15 protein-coding genes are annotated in these 17,822 nt (G+C 70.0%); 7 read left to right on the top strand and 8 right to left on the bottom strand.

Going from position 1 to position 17,822, the window contains the following annotated elements; genetic code table 11:
• Window positions 1-132: 132 nt before the first annotated feature.
• Window positions 133-501 carry a solute carrier family 23 protein gene (locus ACZ3I3_RS21640; RefSeq protein WP_467367374.1) on the top strand — a complete coding sequence of 123 codons (369 nt, stop codon included), beginning with the start codon at window positions 133-135 and terminating at the stop codon, window positions 499-501.
• A 326-nt stretch (window positions 502-827) separates the two neighbouring features.
• A complete protein-coding gene (locus tag ACZ3I3_RS21635) occupies window positions 828-3,275 on the top strand; it encodes a glycoside hydrolase family 95 protein (protein ID WP_467367372.1) in 2,448 nt (815 codons plus the stop codon).
• Window positions 3,276-3,589: 314 nt separating this feature from the next.
• Here ACZ3I3_RS21635 and ACZ3I3_RS21630 read toward each other — a convergent pair whose 3' ends face one another.
• Window positions 3,590-5,701, bottom strand: coding sequence for an acyltransferase family protein (locus tag ACZ3I3_RS21630; RefSeq protein ID WP_467367370.1), 2,112 nt, complete (start codon window positions 5,699-5,701; stop codon window positions 3,590-3,592).
• A 274-nt stretch (window positions 5,702-5,975) separates the two neighbouring features.
• Window positions 5,976-7,004 carry a DMT family transporter gene (locus tag ACZ3I3_RS21625; protein WP_467367369.1) on the bottom strand — a complete coding sequence of 343 codons (1,029 nt, stop codon included), beginning with the start codon at window positions 7,002-7,004 and terminating at the stop codon, window positions 5,976-5,978.
• Window positions 7,005-7,151: 147 nt separating this feature from the next.
• On the opposite strand from ACZ3I3_RS21625, the gene ACZ3I3_RS21620 reads away from it, so the two are divergent.
• Complete coding sequence (locus ACZ3I3_RS21620) at window positions 7,152-7,604, top strand: Lrp/AsnC family transcriptional regulator (RefSeq protein WP_086562847.1); 453 nt, start codon at window positions 7,152-7,154, stop codon at window positions 7,602-7,604.
• Between the two features lie 313 nt (window positions 7,605-7,917).
• Here the strand turns inward: ACZ3I3_RS21620 and ACZ3I3_RS21615 are convergent, their stop codons facing one another.
• The 3 genes from ACZ3I3_RS21615 to ACZ3I3_RS21605 form a co-directional block, all read right to left on the bottom strand.
• Window positions 7,918-8,610 (bottom strand): DUF3592 domain-containing protein, encoded by a 693-nt coding sequence (locus tag ACZ3I3_RS21615; RefSeq protein WP_467367366.1) that lies wholly within the window; start codon window positions 8,608-8,610, stop codon window positions 7,918-7,920.
• Window positions 8,611-8,834: 224 nt separating this feature from the next.
• Window positions 8,835-9,956: an SMP-30/gluconolactonase/LRE family protein gene (locus tag ACZ3I3_RS21610; RefSeq protein WP_467367365.1), complete on the bottom strand. Its 1,122-nt coding sequence runs from the start codon at window positions 9,954-9,956 to the stop codon at window positions 8,835-8,837.
• A gap of 410 nt (window positions 9,957-10,366) precedes the next feature.
• A complete protein-coding gene (locus ACZ3I3_RS21605; protein ID WP_467367363.1) occupies window positions 10,367-10,936 on the bottom strand; it encodes an isochorismatase family protein in 570 nt (189 codons plus the stop codon).
• A gap of 123 nt (window positions 10,937-11,059) precedes the next feature.
• On the opposite strand from ACZ3I3_RS21605, the gene ACZ3I3_RS21600 reads away from it, so the two are divergent.
• A complete protein-coding gene (locus ACZ3I3_RS21600) occupies window positions 11,060-11,653 on the top strand; it encodes a TetR/AcrR family transcriptional regulator (protein ID WP_467367361.1) in 594 nt (197 codons plus the stop codon).
• Window positions 11,654-11,925: 272 nt separating this feature from the next.
• Here the strand turns inward: ACZ3I3_RS21600 and ACZ3I3_RS21595 are convergent, their stop codons facing one another.
• Window positions 11,926-12,774 (bottom strand): PhzF family phenazine biosynthesis protein, encoded by an 849-nt coding sequence (locus ACZ3I3_RS21595; RefSeq protein ID WP_467367359.1) that lies wholly within the window; start codon window positions 12,772-12,774, stop codon window positions 11,926-11,928.
• 276 nt (window positions 12,775-13,050) lie between these two features.
• Between ACZ3I3_RS21595 and ACZ3I3_RS21590 the strand changes: the two genes are divergently transcribed.
• The 3 genes from ACZ3I3_RS21590 to ACZ3I3_RS21580 are packed head-to-tail and all read left to right on the top strand — an operon-like array spanning window position 13,051 to window position 15,392.
• Window positions 13,051-13,743: an alanyl-tRNA editing protein gene (locus tag ACZ3I3_RS21590; protein ID WP_467367357.1), complete on the top strand. Its 693-nt coding sequence runs from the start codon at window positions 13,051-13,053 to the stop codon at window positions 13,741-13,743.
• Entirely contained in the window at window positions 13,740-14,312 is a 573-nt protein-coding gene (locus tag ACZ3I3_RS21585; RefSeq protein ID WP_467367355.1) for a helix-turn-helix domain-containing protein, read from the top strand. The genes ACZ3I3_RS21590 and ACZ3I3_RS21585 overlap by 4 nt, the downstream gene beginning before the upstream one ends.
• Window positions 14,313-14,327: 15 nt before the next feature.
• Entirely contained in the window at window positions 14,328-15,392 is a 1,065-nt protein-coding gene (locus ACZ3I3_RS21580; RefSeq protein ID WP_467367354.1) for a threonine aldolase family protein, read from the top strand.
• 414 nt (window positions 15,393-15,806) lie between these two features.
• Here ACZ3I3_RS21580 and ACZ3I3_RS21575 read toward each other — a convergent pair whose 3' ends face one another.
• Window positions 15,807-16,646, bottom strand: coding sequence for a helix-turn-helix transcriptional regulator (locus tag ACZ3I3_RS21575; RefSeq protein ID WP_467367352.1), 840 nt, complete (start codon window positions 16,644-16,646; stop codon window positions 15,807-15,809).
• Window positions 16,647-16,948: 302 nt separating this feature from the next.
• A complete protein-coding gene (locus ACZ3I3_RS21570) occupies window positions 16,949-17,698 on the bottom strand; it encodes an SDR family oxidoreductase (RefSeq protein WP_467367350.1) in 750 nt (249 codons plus the stop codon).
• Window positions 17,699-17,822: the final 124 nt, after the last annotated feature.

Below are 17,822 nucleotides of genomic sequence, written 5' to 3'. Positions count from 1 at the left end.
GCATCCGGCCGCGACCGCGGCCGGAGTGGCCGCCGCCGTCTGGTTCGACGCTCTGACGCAGCCGGCGGGTGGCCCGCACCGCCGTCCCGACCTCTGTGATCGGCACGGCGCCTGCCGGGGCCACGGCGACCGGTGGCCGGGCTGCCCGGACCGGTCGTGGGCGCGGCGGGACTGGTCATGTTCGCCACGGTCGCCGCCGTCGGCATCAGCACACTGCGGAAGGTCGAGTTCGAGGGAACGCACAACCTGCTGATCGTCGCCGTGTCGATCGGCGTGGGCATGGCACCCGACGTGGCCCCGGACCTCTACTCCCGTTTCCCGGACGGTGTGCGCATCGTGCTGGGCTCACCGGTGACGAGCGCGACCCTGATCGCGTTCGGGCTGAACCTGGCCTTCAACCGGACCCGCCCGGCACGCACGGTGGATGACGAGGCGGAGGCGGAGGCGGAGAAGCAGACTGGGCCGACGTCCACCACCACCCCAGCGGAATACGTCCCATGACGCGGGTGCCGGGGCGATCGCGCACTTGACCAGCGCGGGCTCGGGTCGGCGGGGTGCTGGTCTTCGGTGCCGGGGCGTTCCGGCCCGCGAGGACGCGGTCGCGGTCGCGGTCGCCGAGGCCATGCCGGCGGTGCGGAACGTGGAGCTGTGGCCGCGGCACCGGGCCTCCCGGACGAGCCGGCCGGCTTTCCCTGGGCAGGGCTGATGGTGGATCCCGGCACGCCGTGGAGGACCCGCCCCCCTCGAAGCGGTCCCGGCACGGCGGAAACTTTCGGGTATGGCCCAAGGGTCGACAGCAGACATCCCATGACTCGACGCTTTGCTTTATGGATCGCAGACATTTCCTCGCACTGTCCACCACAGCCGGAGCGAGCGCTGCGGCTCTCATGCCGTCCGGAGGCGCGTATGCCGCTGAAGGAGCCGACGCCGACCGGACGTCGTCTCAGGGCGCTGCGGCAGCAGGCCCGCGCCCGGGTGAGTTCGTGCTCTGGTATCCCCGGCCGGCCTCCGAGTGGCTGGAGGCACTGCCCCTCGGCAACGGGCGACTCGGCGCCATGGTCTTCGGCGGTACGGACGCCGAATTACTCCAGCTCAACGAGGACACGGTGTGGGCCGGTGGTCCCTATGAGCCGGCGAACCCCAAGGCCCTGGCCGCCCTTCCCGAGATCCGCAGGCGCGTCTTCGCCGGAGAGTGGAGCGCCGCCCAGTCCCTCATCGATTCGGACTTTCTCGGCATCCCCAAGGGCGAGTTGATGTACCAGCCGGTCGGCAACCTGCGGCTGGCCTTCACCGCCGAGGGCGAGGCAGAGGACTATCGGCGCACGCTCGACCTCGACTCGGCGGTCACCTCCGTCCGGTATCGGCGGAACGGGGTGACGTATCGCCGCGAGACCTTCGCCAGCCACCCGGACCAGGTGATCGTCGTTCGGCTGACGGCCGACGCTCCGGGGGCCCTCTCCTTCACGGCCGCCTTGGACAGCCCTCAGACCGTAACCGCGTCATCACCCGACCGGATCACCATCGCGATCGACGGAACGACGGAAACCCGTGAGGGAATCAAGGGACGGGTACGGTTCCGGGCCCTGACCCGCGCCCACGCCGAGGGCGGGACCGTCACCAGCGACAACGGGACCCTCACCATCACCGGAGCCGACGCCGTCACCCTGCTGATCTCGATCGGCACCAGCTACACCAACTACCAGGACCCGACGGGCGACCACATCGCCAGGGCCACCACCGCGCTCAACGCCGCGTCGGGCGTCCCGTATGCCCGGTTGCTGAGACGTCACGTCGCCGATTACCAGAAGCTGTTCCGGCGGGTGGAGCTCGACTTCGGCAGGACCGATGCCGCGACGCTGCCCACCGACGAACGCGTGACGAGATTCGCCACCGCCGCCGACCCCCACCTGGTGGCCCTGCACTTCCAGTACGGGCGCTATCTGCTGATCTCCTCGTCGCGGCCCGGCACCCAGCCCGCCAATCTCCAAGGCATCTGGAACGACTCGCTCAGTCCGCCATGGGACTCGAAGTACACGATCAACATCAACACGGAGATGAACTACTGGCCCGCACCCGTCACCAACCTCATGGAGTGCTGGGAGCCGGTCTTCGACATGCTCGGGGACCTGGCCGATGCCGGTGCGAGAACCGCCGAGGTGCAATACGGAGCCCGCGGCTGGGTCACCCATCACAACACCGACGCATGGCGCGGCACAGCCCCTGTGGACGGCGCGTTCTGGGGCATGTGGCAAACCGGGGGAGCCTGGCTGTCGACCGGCATCTGGGAGCACTACCTCTTCACCGGCGACAAGCAGGCGTTGCGACGCCGCTATCCGGTACTGCGCGGCGCGGTGCGGTTCTTCCTCGACACCCTGGTCACCGATCCGGGAACCGGGCACCTCGTCACCTGCCCCGCGGTCTCCCCGGAGAACGCCCACCACCCGGACGTGTCCGTGTGCGCCGGGCCGACCATGGACAACCAGATCCTGCGCGACCTCTTCGACGGATTCGTCAAGGCATCGCAGTTGCTCGACGAGGACCGTGCCATGCGGAACGCGGTCCGGACCGCACGCGGGAAGCTGCCGCCCATGAAAGTCGGTGCCCAGGGGCAGTTGCAGGAGTGGTCGGAGGACTGGGACGCCACCGCGCCCGAGCAGGAGCATCGGCACGTCTCCCACCTGTACGGTCTGCACCCCAGCAACCAGATCACCAAACGGGACACCCCCGACCTGTTCGCAGCGGCCCTCAAGTCGCTGGAGCAGCGCGGAGACGCCGGTACCGGATGGTCGCTCGCCTGGAAGATCAACTTCTGGGCGCGGCTGGAGGACGGCACACGCTCCTACAAGCTGCTGGCCGATCTCCTCACGCCCGAGCGCACCGCGCCGAACCTCTTCGATCTGCATCCGCCGTTCCAGATCGACGGCAACTTCGGCGCGACCGCGGGCGTTGCGGAGTGGCTGCTGCAGTCCCACGCCGGTGAGCTGCATCTGCTGCCCGCGCTGCCCCCGGCGTTGGCGAACGGACGGGTGCGCGGTCTGCTCGCGCGCGGCGGCTTCGAGGTGGACCTGGAGTGGCGCGAGGGCGCCTTGGCGGGTGGCGAGTTGCGTTCCCGCTCGGGCAACCGGGTGCTCGTGCGGTCCGCGACCCGGTTGAAGGTGACCGCGCACGGGCGCCCCGTCCGGGTACGGCACCCGCAGCCAGGAGTGCTCGAATTCGAGACCCGGGCCGAGGCGAGGTACCGCCTGACGGCTACTGGTTCGCCAACTTCCCCATGAGCCTTTCAGTACGGCCACCGAGCAGGGGCGCGGACAGGATGCGCACCGCACGGAGCCGTGTTGGTCCCGGCGACCCGGCCCGCTGGGCCTGGGGCGGCGACAGCCCCTGAACACACCAGCACCCGGCAGCCCAGGCGTAGTGCCGTACCTGGACCCGACCAACGAGACGCACGTCAGTAGGCCGGGCCTGGTCCGAGGAACTGCGCACCGGGCCGCCGCGCCAGAACCGCCCTCGAATCTGTTCCTGAACCTCATCACCGCATGGCAGGACCCGTTCCAGTCGCTACGAGCGGAGTTGTGATGACCCGGTGTGTTCAGCGCACGCCCATGAGGCGGTCCAGCGACGGTGCCAGAACCGGGGTGAGCGCCGCGGCGAAGGCTTCTGAGAGGTGGCTGTCGTCGCGGTAGACGGCGGTGTCGGCGACGACTACGGGGCAGTTGCCGGTGCGGGGGGCGCAGAGCCAGGGGGTGGGGTCGATGACTGTGGTGGCCGTTGTGGATGCGGCGGTGCGGACAGCCGCACCGCGGGTCGCGTCGGGGGCCGCGTCCGGCAAGCGGCGCGCGCAGGCGCGCAGTTGCAGGGAGTTCCTGGCGGCGCAGTCGATCGGGTCGCCCTTGGGCCATGGGGTGTCGAGCACGGCGGCGACCCGGGCGCCGGAGGTGCCCAGGTCACGGAAGGTGTTCTCGAAGCCGGTGGTCCACTGGTGGAGGGGGTCGGCGGTGGGCCGCGCCGGGTCGCCGGCGTCCGAGGAGGAGACGACGACCAGGTCGGGGCGCAGTGTCTTGATCCTTGCGATGGTGTTGGAGCGCCAGGTGTCGCAGGCGGTGTAGGGCTTGTGGTCGCTGATGATGGTCACGTCGGCGACCTTGCAGGAGGCCTTCGTCAAAGAGACCACCTTCCAGCCGCGTGTGGTCGCGAGCCGTTGCAGGGGCGGGAACCACTGGGCCGCGTGGGAGTCGCCGAAGAGGACGATCGTGCGGGAGGACGACCGGTCGCCGTAGACGCAGGGGCGGGCGCGGGTGGCGGCGTGGTCGAGGTGGCAGCCGTCCCGGTAGACCGCGGAGCTGGAGGACTTCACCTTCGGCAGGGGCGGGGCGAGGTTGCTGGGCAGGGCGGTGGGAGACGTCGTCAGGAGTGCGGCGAGACGGGCCCGCGGGGCCGGTGCGTCGGAAAGAGCCCGTGCCAGCGCGGGCGCGGGGCCGCCCACCTCGATCGTCGGCGGGACCGCCGTCGCCGTCAGGGACAGCGCCGAGACGCCCGCGGACAGCGCGGCCCCGAACACCAGGGCTCGGCGGGGACGCCTGCGGAGGGCCCGGTGGAAGCGGACCGGGTTCTCCACGAGGCGCAGGGTCAGCCACGCCAGGCCCAGCGCCGCCGCTGACAGCCCGAGCGCGAGCGGCACGTCGGCCGTGCCGTCGGCGCGGCCCAGCGCCGCCGGGGCGATGACCAGCAGCGGCCAGTGCCACAGGTACCAGCCGTACGAGAGTCCGCCGAGCCACACGAGCGGTCGCCGCCCCAGCAGCCACCCGGCGCCGTGCGAGGTGGGAGCGCAGCCGCCGGCCAGCACGAGCGCGGTGCCGGCGACCGGCAGGAGGGCGTGGTGGCCGGGGAAGGGCGTCTCGTCGTCGAACCAGAGCGCCGCCAGCGTGACGCAGGCCAAGCCGAGCCAGGTCAGCGGGGCCGCGAGGGCGGCGGGCAGCCGTTCCAGCCGGCCGGTGGCCAGAGCCAGGAGCGCACCGGCGCCCAGTTCCCATGCCCGGGTGAGGGAGCCGAAGTACGCCCAGGGCGCCGAGGAGTTCGTCACGACAACGCCCGCCGCGAACGACCCCAGGCACAGCACCCCGAGCAGCACCGCGACCAGTCGGCGCCGGCCGCGGGCGACCCGCCAGGTGAGCAGCAGGAGCAGGGGCCACACCAGGTAGAACTGCTCCTCCACGGCGAGCGACCAGAAGTGCTGGAACGGTGACGGCGGGCTGTTCTGGGCGAGATATTCCGTACCGGCCGCCGCCAGCCGGAAGTTGACCAGGTACAGCGCGCCGGCGAGGGCGTCGCCCGCGTACTCGGCGAGCCGCGCTTTCGACAGGAACAGCCAGGCGGCGCCCAGTGTGACGGCGATGACGAGGGACGACGCGGGAAGCAACCGCAGTGCCCGGCGGGCGTAGAAGGAACGGACCGACACCCGGCCGGTGGCGGCGAGTTCGCGCAGCAGCAGCGACGTGATGAGGAAGCCGGACATCACGAAGAAGACGTCGACACCGATGTAACCGCCGCTGAACTGGGACACGCCGGCGTGGGAGAGCACCACCAGCCCGACGGCCACCGCACGCAGCCCTTGGATGTCGAGCCGCAGGGCGTGGCCTCGGAGCGGTGCGGATCTGCCGCTCGCCGGGACGGTACGTTTCTCGGCGGAGGTGATGGTCGGCATCACGGAGTGACTCCTCGGGGCGTCTGGCGTGCTTCAGCCACGAAGACCTGTCCGGCCGCCATACGGGGTTCCACTGTTGTCGCCCCACTTCGCCTCACGCGTGAACGTTCAACCGCGGGAAACCGTGGGTTCACCCCTATTCAGCCCGGTGAAAACAAGCGTTGAGCTCTTTGAGGGTTGCCGCTCCAGGGTGCGGACCGCAGCAGTCGCGTCCGCCATCGCCTACGGCGCCGCCCACCCCACCGGAGTCTGTCGCAGCGACACGCGTTAGCGGCTACCGAGCCCCGTCGATCACTCCACGTGCGGTCGATACAGCCGCTTCGGGCTCGTCCGGCACGGCCACCGCCTCTGCCGTGGTCCGAGCGGTCGCGGTTCCGGAAGGTTCGCTTCCCCTCGTGCCCGGTTTCGCCGTGGCCTCCTGTCCCCGCTCGATCATGCCCAGCGCCACCCCGACGATGATGATCACGCCGCCCGTCACCTGGGCGAGCCGGATCGACTCCCCGTTGATCACAACGGCGCCGATGACGCCGAAGACCGGTACCAGGTTGAGGATGTTGACCGCGACGCTCGACGCCATCCTGCGCAGGCCGTAGTTGTAGAGCAGGAAGCCGCCGACCGAGCAGGCAACGGCCAGGTAGACCAGCAGCGATGAAGCGGTCGCGTCCGGCATCCGCCAGTCGTCGGCCTCCAGCAGGGAGGCGAGCAGGAAGCCGGCCGCGCCCGCAAGGGTCTGGTAGTAGGTGACGCTCGCGGCGTCCTGGCCGGCGCTCGCGCGCTTGCCGAGCACGTTGTAGCCGGCCCAGGCCAGCCCGCCGATCAGCAGCAGGATGTCCCCCAGCCAGCGCGAACTGCCGCCTACCTCGGCCCCGTTGCGCACGACGAGGAAGGCGCCGACGGTGGCCAGCAGCACGCCCGTCACACGTGGCAGCGGCATCCGGGTGCGGAAGACGACCAGTTCCACCAGCATCGTCATCAGCGGGTACGTGGCCACGATCAGCGACGCGTCGGATGCCGTGGACAGGTCGACGCCGACGTTCTCAAGGATGAAGTACACGGTGATGCCGAGGAACCCGCTCAGGTAGAGCTGCCGCCGCTGCCGGGGGCCCGGGCGGGCCGGGCGGTGCCTGCTCAGCCGTACCATCACGCCCAGGAGTAACGCCGCGAGGGTGAACCTGATGGCGCCGATACTGAGCGGGCCGACATCCTCCAGCACCTGCTTGGTCACCGCGTACGAACTGCTCCAGAACAGCGCGGCCGCCATGACCGCACACACCGCCCACACCGTGGGTCCTCGTTTGCGCATGGCAAGTCGCCCCTCTCCGCTACCCATTGCCGCCTACCGCGCTGCGACCGAACAAACATCGGTCAACTAGGCTGGAGGTTAACAAGATCATCGAAGGTGATGCGAAGAGTCCGAATTACCTTCGGAATCCGGCGGAGTGAGGCAAGCGTGGACGAACTAGATTCGGCGTTGGTGCGGATGCTCCAGGAGGACGGTCGGCGCACCAACCGGGACATGGCCCAGGAACTCGGTATCGCCCCGTCCACGTGTCTGGAGCGAATCCGATCGCTGCGAAGAAGCGGCATCCTGACGGGATTTCATGCGGAGGCAGACCTCGCGGCGATCGGCCGCGGGTTGCAGGCGGTGATCGCCGTACGGGTCCGCCCGCCGACACGTGCGGTGATCGAGGCCTTCCAGACCTTCTTGGAGGGGATGCCCGAGGTCATCTCGATCTTCGTCCTCACCGGGAACGACGACTTCCTCGTGCACGTCGCCGTCCGGGACACCGACCATCTGCACGCGGTGGTCCTGGAGAAGCTGGCGAAGCGCCCGGAACTCGCCGACGTACGGACGTCGGTGGTGTACGGGCACATGCGCAAGAAGGTCATCGGTCCGGCTTGACACCAGCGCGCGGCCCACGCTCGCGGCGGGCCACCGGGCCACCGCACGAGCAGCACCATGGTGCACAAGGCTACTCAGGGGCCGTGGCCTCGTCTGCTGTCAGAGCGAGTACGCCGAGAAGCGTGCTGTGGCGGGTATCCGCCAATTCTCGCGCTCAGTCACAACCGGTTCTCCATCCGAAGAACGCGGCCAACGGGGCGACTGACGGAGCGTCGGCGATCGTGCCGTCTGAGGTCCCTGCCGGAGACAACCCCGGATGCAACCGCGCACGATCCGCCTTGCTGTCCACCGTCGTGTCAGGGAGTGCCTCCGCCTACTTCTTCGCCCGGCTCACCCGTATGCAGCCCCAGGTGCCTGCCGCGACGATCAGCGCTGCCAGGCCGCCGATGATCCCTTTGTACGCGCCGGGGTCCAGGTCCACTTCCGTGTCCTCGAACGGACCAGCTGCTCCCTTGGGGTCGTACAGCACGCGCAGTCTGTCGCCCGGCTCAACCAGTTTCGGGTCGCAGCCGTCCGTCATCTGAGGTGAGATCTCCCGGCCGTCGCGGGTGCGGAGCGTGCACTTGTCGGTCTTGCCGTTGTCGACGTCGACCACGACGGCCTCGGTCCAGCGGCCCCTCTTCTCCAGGCCACGCTCTTCCCCGGCCTCTCGGGTGATGACTGCCAGCACGACTGCCGCGGTGAGGGCAACGGTGAGCGCCCCGATGGCCAGTTTCGGCGGCTTCTTGTGGGTGACGTGGCGGAGCAGGAGGGCCGGCACCAGGACGAGCGCCAGGGGTATCGCCAAGGCGGAGGTGATGAAGGCCGGGCCGCGCAGGAAGCCCGGCAGGGGCACCACCGGAGCGAACCACATCAGGGCCACCGAGGCCGCCACACACCCGCTGTTGAACAGAAACCAGTGCATCGGGCCCGTACGGCGCGGGCGTCGGGGAGGAGTGTTCCCGGCCGGCTGGGCCGCTCGGTCGGCTCCTGCCGCGGGCCCGCGGACGTCCCTGTCCGTTGCCATGCGCTCCCTTTCGGTCTACGTCGGCCTGTTGACGGATGAGCGTACGGGGCGCGGAATACAGCTCCTGACCGAGCCTCCCGGCAGCGGGGGAGGGGGGTGCCCAGGGGCGCCTGGACCTCGGTGGCGGTGGCGGTGGCGGCTGGCGAGGCTGGAGGGCATGGACAGCGCCATGAAGACACGGCAGCGGCGGAGCCGGGTGAGGGGCCTACGGAAGGGTGAGGGCCCTACGGAAGAGGGATGGCCACCACCTTGAATTGGGCGGCCGGGTTGCCGACGTTGGAGTTGTTCTCGCCGAAGTTGGCGTCGACCACGTACAGGCGGCAGCCGAACGTCTTGGCCGCGCTCGGCCATGCGGCGCCCGGCACCTTGGTCGTGCCGAGGACTCGTGCGTGGGTCAGTGACCGCGAGAGCTTGATCTCGGCCACGCCCTTGGGGTCGGCGACATACAGACTCCGCCCGATCAGTTGCAGACCGTCGGCCGCGTCCGTGGTGCCGTCGAGGGTGATCCGCCGGGCGTCGGCTGAGCTGCCGGAGGTGTCGGTCGGCACGAGGTAGAAGGCCGAATGCCCGTCTGTGCCCTGGGACTGGCCCACGATCAGGTGCTTGCCGTCGGGGGTGGCGTCGATGCCGTTGGCGTTGAAGCCGGTGCTGGTGGGGGCCCAGTCGCCGCCCAGCGTGACCTTCCGCCCCGTACCGATCTTGCCGCCCGGCCCGATCGGCACCCGGATGAGGGCCGGGCGGAGGCTGTCGGTGAGCCAGGCCGCGTCGCGGGTCGCGGTCACGTCGTTGAGGTACGCGGCGTCGGGGACCGTGACGTCGGCCAGCAGCGCGCCGGTCTTCGTGTCGTAGACCCGGAAGCTGGTGATGACGCCGGGGACCAGGCCGCCGCCACCGCCGGTCACCCACAGTCGGCCGAATCGGTCGATGTCCATGCCGGAGGCCATCCGGTGGGGGCCGGGTGACGGGGCGAACTGCTTGGCCACGCCGGTCTTCAAGTCGATGCGCTCGATGGAGCCGTCGACCAGCGACCCGGTGTAGGCCATCCCCTTGGCCTGGTCGATGGCGATGTTCTCGGGGGAGAACCCGTTCGGCAGTCGCATCACCTGGGGGAACGGATGGGCCGGGTCCACGGCGGGGACCGGCCTGGCAGCGTCCGCTGCGGGGACTTGCCCGGCCGATGCCGGAGCGGCGGACAGACCGGCGATCACCAGCGTGGTCAGAACGGGGGCCAGGACTCGCGGTATGGAGCTCCGTCGCATGCTTCCCAGGGGATTCCTCTCCGAGCCGGACGGCTCGGTGTGCGATGTGGCGGCCCGCACACTGCGGCGGTTGGTCTGGTTGGTCATTACAGCTCTCCGTAGGGTGTCAGCGCGGCCCGTAAAGGGCCGGGTGTGGCTGGTGGTTCTTGGCCGGTCGTGGCGCGCGGAGACTGGCCGTCCGGCTCTCCGGGGCGCCCCAGCGCCGGGTGGGTCTTGCCAGGCGGGCCCGCCCTTGGTGGCGCTGAGGTCGTCGTCGGAGTCTGGGTGCAGCGCCTCCCGGATGAGTTGCTCGGCGGTGAACGGGCCGTAGGAGCCGCCACCCGGACGGGCGGTGTCGATGAAGGTGACGCCCCGTTCGTACGGGTGGAGATGGTTCAGCCGATGCTGAGAAAGCGGCGTCACGGGGTTCCAAGGTGGGTGTAGTCGGGAGTGCGGCATCCCCCACGCCCCCGCTCTGAGCTGAGCAGCCGCTGTCGACGACTCGGCGGTAGCGGTGGTCAGCGGGTCTGCTGGAGCTTGTCCAGGATCTCGGCGGCGGTCGCCGTCTCGCCGAGGCGGGGGAAGACGTTCTGGATGCTGTTGCGGTGTGCGTCCGGGTTCATGTCGGTCATCGCGTCGGTGGCGAGCACCACGTTGTAGCCGTGCTCGTGCGCGGCCCGGGCGGAGGATTCCACCCCGATGCTGGTGGCGACGCCCGCCAGCACGACCTGGGTGACGCCGGCCTTCTGCAGGTCGTCATGCAGGGTGGTGCCGCCGAACGCGCTCCACCGCTGCCTCAGGACGCGGATGTCCCCCCGCTGCGGGGCGAGTTCGTCGACCGGGTCGGCCCAGTCCGGCTGCGGCGTGAAGTCCGCGGGCCCGCTGACGTCGGTGCGTCCGGGAGCGTCGCCCAGGATGCTGACCAACGCCACGGGCAGACCGCGGGAGCGGAAGGCGGCGGCCAGTCCGGCGGCGTGCTGAATGACCTCTTTGATGCCGTCGGTGTCTCCGCCCGGCATTCCGAGGACGCCCTTCTGCAGATCGACCACGACCAGGGCGGGCTTGGCGTCAACCGTGGAGAGTGTCACTTCCGGTTCCGTTCTCGTACGCGAGGGGGCGCGCCCCCAGCTCTGAATCCGCGAAGGCGTCGCAGCCCTGCGAGGCTGTTTCGATACGCTGTAACGTAACGGCGTTGCGTTATGCTGTCAAACATGGGACGACCACGAGAGCACGACGAACACACCGCCGCGGCCCTGCTCAAAGCGGCCGAACGTGCCATCCAGGAGTCCGGCCCGGAGGGCATCTCCATCCGCGGGGTGGCGTCGGACGTCGGGACGACCACCCGCGCCGTCTACAGCCTGTTCGGGTCCAAGCAGGGCCTGGTCGTCGCGCTGGCAGCACACGCCTTCGACCTGCTGCGCACCGGCATGGAGCAGCTGCCTGAAACGTCGGCGCCCGACGACGACCTCATCGAGGCCGGGCTCGTGATCCGTCGGCTCGCCATCGAGCACCCTTCTCTGTTCCGGATCGTCTTCCGGAACACAGCCGACCCCTTCATGCGGAGCCAGTCCACCGTCCGCTCTTCATCGGCCCCGGCCCTCGATGTCCTCAAGGCGAAGGTGGCGCGGCTCGTACCCGTGGGGCTGCTGGGCGTCACCGGAGTCGACGCAGCCACGCTGCACTTCCGCGCGTTGTGCGACGGCCTCGCCGGACTGGAACTCGGCGGCACGATCCCCGTCGACACCGGCGAGCGACTGTGGCGCGAGGGTCTGGCCACCCTGGTGCGAGGCTTCACCAAGTCCTGAGTCCCGGACCGGGACCCTGCTCCACCCCGACGAGGACGACGACGGCGGCGGGCCGGACTGACCGTCGCGAGCCGACCACGGGCGCTGAGTCGCTCGGCGGCCGTACTCGTGCGCCTGCGAGGGAGCGCGACTCGACGGCCTGGTGAATCGGCGTCGAACCGGCCCTTTCTGACCTCACCGCGGCGAGGCGACCACAACTCAAGGACACATCCGGAGGTTCGGGACTTGCGGCCCGGCTTGGGTGTTGGGCGGGTTACCGGTCTTCGTGCTCGTCACAGCGCGGCGGTACCGCGGAAGCAGGTGGTCGTCGCTCCGCCGACCCAGACTGTCCCGTCGGGGTCGGCCGTGATGGTGATGTCTCCCGCCCGGCCGAGCCGCGCGCCCTGGGAGACTTTGTAACTCGCGGGCGCCGCGCCTGTGGTGGTCAGCCACTGGCCGACCGAGGCGTTCATGCTGCCGCAGACCGGATCCTCGGCCACGCCGACGCCGGGGGCGAAGGTGCGCAGCTCGAACGCGTGCGCCGAGCCTGGCGGGTATGCGCCGATCGCCCCCACCATGGCCGTAGGGATCCGCGACAGGTCGGGCTCCAGGTCGAGCACTTCCTGAGCGCTGGCGAGCCGGACAACCGCCCAGCCGGGGCCGTTGTCGACCCACTGGTGGCCGAGCACCTGGTCGCGGCCGATGCCGAATGCCGCCACGACCTGATCCAGGTATCCCTGCTCCAGGTCGCCGGTGCGCCGGGTCGGCGGGGCCGCGAACGACAAGATGCCGTCGCCGCGGCGCACTTTGACGAGTCCGGCCTCGCACTCCTGCACGATCCGGTCTCCGAGTCGGGGTGTTCCGCCGTGCTCGAGCCAGGCATGGGCGGAGCCGAGGGTGGGGTGGCCGGCGAATGGAAGCTCGCCACCGGGGGTGAAGATCCGCAGCCGATAGTCCGCCTCCGGGGCCGAGGGCGGCAGCACGAAGGTCGTCTCCGACAGGTTCGTCCAGCGGGCCACGCGCTGCATCGCCTGGTCGTCCAACCCCGCCGCATCGAGTACAACCGCTACTGGGTTCCCGAGGTAGGGGGTCGAGGAGAACACGTCGACCTGTGCAAACGGACGTGAGCGCGGCAGGGTCATCTGGGGCCTTTCATAGCTGCGGCAGCAGTTCCTGGCGCCGCAACGAGGCGGTGGGAACGTGTCCACCCCAGCGGATGCCCCGATGCCCGGACAGGGCCACTCTCAAAAAATTGGACTGATCTGCCGAGGCCAACCGCCCGCAGGCTCAGGCCTGCCTTACCGACTCACCGCGGAGTCGGCGACATACGTCAGGCGACACGGTCCACAGACGCAACACATGTAATCGTTCGTTATAGTGAACGCATAGTTCGTTTTTCTATTTCTTAGTGAGGACGCATGCAGGTCCCCGCCTACTACACGGATACGTACGAGGAGCAGACCCACACCCAGGTGGCTGCCACGGGCGAGCGCGACGGCGCGCCCTGGGTGGCGGTCGAGCACTGTCTCTTCCATCCACAGGGCGGCGGCCAGCCCGCAGACCGCGGGTGGGTTGACGGCCACGAGATCACTCCTGTGCGCGATCACGACTCGGGGCTGGTCGTGGCGGTGGCCTGCGGCGACGACGCGCTGCCGGACTTCTCGGTCGGACAGCCGGTCGAGGTCCGCATCGACCTGCCGCTGCGCACCGCGCATGCCGCGCTGCACACGGCCGGCCACCTGATCGAGGCGGCCGGACGGGCCCAGGGCTGGGTCCTGGCCGCGAACAACCACTTCCCCGGCCAGGCCCGGATCGAGTTCACCGCGCCGCAGCCCGACGCCCGCCTGGACACCCCCCAGGGCCGGGAGGAGGCGACCGAGGCGCTCCGTGCCGAGGTCGCGAAGGCCATCGCGCAGGATTGGCCTGTGACCTGGGAGAACGATGACGAGGGGCGCCGCATCGTGCACGTGGCCCATCTGCACTCGGCTCCGTGCGGAGGGACCCACGTGCGCAGTCTCGGTGATCTCGCCGACGTCGTGCTGCCGACACTGAAGGTAAAGAAGGGCCGGATCCGCGTCTCCTACAGCGCCGCCCACCGGGAGCGGTCATGACGCCGCCGGGGGAGCGCCGGCCCGCCAGCAGCACCGCGATCGCGGTCGGGGTCCAGATCCGCCAGCGCCGGGAACAGCGCGGCATGAGCAGTGCCGAGCTGGCCCGCCGGGCCGGCTTGAGCAAGGCGACGCTCTCGCAGCTGGAGGCCGGGCGGGGCAACCCGACGATCGAGACCCTCGACGCGCTCGCGATCGCCCTGCGTATCCCGCTGACCGACCTGCTCGCCCGCGACATCGACCCGGGACCGGTGTTCGTGCCCGGCACCGACCTGGCCGACGGAGAAGTGGGACGAGAACTGCTGCGCCGTATCAGCAGCGGCAACAGCCTGGAGATCTGGCGGCTGCGCATGCCCCCAGGCACGCATCTGGACGGCGTGCCGCACGCCACCGGCACCATCGAGCACCTGCTCGTCTCCTCCGGCCACCTCACCGCCGGGCCCGCCGACGCGCCCACCGACCTGCACTCCGGTGACCTGCTCGCGTTCGCCGGAGACGCCCCGCACATCTACCGCACCGGCCCCGAGGCGGCCGACGTCACCGTCGTCATCGCCTCCCCCATCATCAGCTGAAAGACACCCCTGACCATGAACGTCACCGCCCCCACCGCTCCGGGCACCCAGCGGATATTCACCAGTGACAACACCGCCGGCGCCTCGCCCGAGATCGTCCGGGCCGTCACCGCCGCGGCCGCCGGCCAGGACCTGCCCTACGGCGCCGACCGCCACACGAGCAGTGTGCGCGCCCGCTTCGCCGAGATCTTCGAATGCGCCGTCGACGTCCTGCCCGTCTCCACCGGGTCCGCGGCCAACGCCCTGAGTCTGGCTGCCCTCACCCCGCCCTGGGGCAGCGTGCTGTGCCACCGCGACAGCCACATCAACACCGACGAGTGCGGCGCCCCGGAGTTCTTCACCAGCGGGGCCAAGCTCGTCTCTCTGCCCGGCGATGACGCCAAGATCGACGTGGAGCAGCTGCACGCCGCCGCCAACCGCAAGGTGGGCGATGTGCACAGCGTGCAGCCCTCGGCCGTCAGCATCACCCAGGCGACCGAGACCGGCGCCCTCTACAACCTCGACGAGATCCGCAGCCTGGGCCTTGTCGCCAAGGACGCGGGCCTGCGCGTCCACATGGACGGGGCCCGCTTCGCCAACGCCGTCGCCGCGCTGGGCCGCACGCCCGCCGAGCTGACCTGGCAGGCCGGCGTTGACGTCCTGTCCTTCGGGGCAACCAAGAACGGTGCCATGACCGCCGACGCCATCGTCGTCTTCGACCGCACCCTCACCCCGGAACTGTCCTTCCGCGCCAAGCGCGCCGGCCAGCTCACCTCGAAGACGCGCTTCCAGTCCGCCCAGCTCGACGCCTACCTCACCGACGGCCTGTGGCTGCACAACGCCGCCCACGCCAACACGATGGCCACCCGCCTGGGCAACGGGCTCAAGGCGCTCCCCGACGCCGATCTGCTGCACGCCGTCGAGGCCAACATCCTCTTCTGCCGCCTTCCCCAGCCGGTCATCGACCGGCTCCTGGCGGAAGGATTCACCTTCTACCACGACCGCTGGGAGCCGGGCGTGTGCCGCTTCGTCACCTCCTTCTCCACCACCGAGCACGACGTCGACACTCTCCTTGAGGCCGTCCGCCGCCTCACCACGTGACACGACGGTCAATTGGTCAGCGACAAACCGTGGCCGCAACACGCCCTCCATGCCGACCGCCGCCCACGTCAGCCACTCGCGCACGGTGTCCGGGGCGGTGGTCGAAGGGCACAGCGCCCACGGCTCGGACTGCCGCCGCGCGGCGAACAGCGACTCCAGCGCGGTCCGGCGCAGCCGGTACGGCCAGAGCGTCGTGTCCGTCCCGGACAACCGGAGCAGATCGAAGACCACGAAGTGGACCGGCCACGCGGCAGCCGCCCGGGCCGCACCGGCACCACGCCACTGCAATCGGTCCTGCAACGTGGTATCCGAGAGGGAGGAAGGCGCCCGTGCCTCGGCTTCGGGATGGTGGGGCGGATTCGACGGTCCGGTCCCTCCCGCGCCGAGCCTTGACCCGTCCCCCGGTCCAGGACGTCAGGGGGTGAGCTGCCGGTGTCCTGTGACGGAGAGCAGTTCGAGCTTGTTGTGGCTCTCTGTACCGGGGCGAGTGGTCAGCACCACCAGGGTCTGGGCGCGGTTCTCGGTGAACAGGAGCTGGGCGTCGACATCGATGCGGCCGAGTTCGGGATGGAGGATGGTCTTGCAGTCCTCGTAGCGCCGGGCGACCTCCTGACGTTCCCACATGCGGACGAACTCGGGGCTGTGTTCCTGGAGTTCGGCGAGGATCCGGGCGGCTCGAGGGGTATCGCTGCCGGCTGTCAGCGCGGCCCGCAGGCGTGCTGCCTGGGCGCGGCCGTGGCGTTCACGGGCCTCCTCGGGAACCATCAGACGTTCGGCCGGGTCCATGAACCAGCGGTAATAGCCGCTGCTGGCCAGACCGGTGTGGCGGGTCTGGTCGCCGAGCAGTGCGACGGCCAACGGATTCATCGCGAGGGTGTCGACCAGGTCGGTCTGCACCAGGGCCGGGGAGTCGTCCAGGCGGTCCAGAACCCGCATCAGCGTCGGGCTGACGTGTTCGGAGCGGTGGAAGCGGGCCGGGGCGTTGTGGCCGATGAGGACGAAGAGGTGGTCGCGTTCGTCCAAGGTCAGCCGCAGTGCCCGGGCGAGAGCGGTGGTGATCTGGACGGAGGGCTGCGGAGCACGCTGCTGTTCCAGCCGGGCGTAGTAGTCGGTGGACATGCCGGCGAGCTGCGCGACCTCCTCGCGGCGCAGCCCCTGCGTACGCCTGCGCGCCCCCTCGACCAGCCCGACGTCGCGGGGGCGCAGCGTCTCACGCCGGTGGCGCAGGAATTCCGCCAGTTCCCTCTTGTCCATGCCCCCATCCTCGCCGCATCCCGCCCGGCTATCCAGAGACCGCCGATCCATGGCTGAGCAGCCCTCTTCCGCCCGCGCGAAGCCGCTCATCCGGCATACGTCGAGGGCGCCCGCAGTGAGACGCCCCGATGGTCACCTGACCTGCATGACCTGCATGACCTGCATGACCTGCATGACCTGCATGGCCTGCTGGGAAATTCGCCGACTGCCGGAGATGCGCCGCAGGCCGTCGGCCTCTGTGGCCCGATAAGACCCGCCCGCGTGCTGTTGGTTCCGCCTCAGTCATGACAGGGCGGTCAGGGTCAGCTGCCACTGATCATGGCGAGGACGTCGTCGTAGGAGCCGCTGGCCACGGCGTCGCGGATGAACCTGGCGCGCTCGACGACAAGCTCCTTCGCATCGGGCTTCTCACGCAGCAGGTCGAGGGTCTCGGTGAGGAAGTCGTCCAACGGCATGGCTCGGTCGTCGTCCTGCTGGCCCAGCAGGGTCGTGCGCACACCCGGCGGGACCGCCTCGATCACCTGGACACCGGCGCCGGCACCGGCGAGCTGGATGCGCAGGCTCTCGGAGAAGGAGTGCAGCGCGGCCTTGGTCGCGCTGTAGGTCGGGGTGCTCGGGTACGGCACGAACGCCAGCGACGAGGTGACGTTCATGACGACCGCGTCGTCCTTGCCCATCAGCAGCGGCAGGAAGGCGTACGTCATCCGGATCGTGCCGAGCAGGTTGACCGTGACGTGATCCTCGGCGACCGGGAGTCCGGCCGGGTCGAGGAGGTTCTCGCGCAGCATGATGCCGGCGTTGTTGACCAGGACGTTCAGTCCCGGGTGGCTCGCTGCCACGGTCTCACGGGCCCGGGCGATCGAGCCGGGGTCCGCGATATCGAGGACGAGCGCGTCGATGCCCGGGTGCTCGGCCGTGATCTCGTCGAGGAGTTCCTTGCGCCGGCCGGCGACGATCACCTTGTTGCCGGATTCGTGCAGGCGCAGGGCCAGGCCGAGGCCGATGCCCGAGGTTCCGCCGGTGATCAGGATCGTGTTGCCGGTCATCTTCATGGGGGTCTCGCTCCTTCGATGCGGCGGGGCCGTTGAGCGCCCGCAGCCTCGACCGTAGGGGCGCCCGCGCAGGGGCGGGAGAGGAAGACCTATCCATGGATCGGCAGTCCCCGGCTGGGGCATG

The sequence above is a fragment of the Streptomyces sp. NPDC016851 genome (assembly GCF_055562795.1).
The sequence above is the reverse complement of the archived record's forward strand: the minus strand, read 5'-3'. Positions and strand labels throughout refer to the sequence as shown.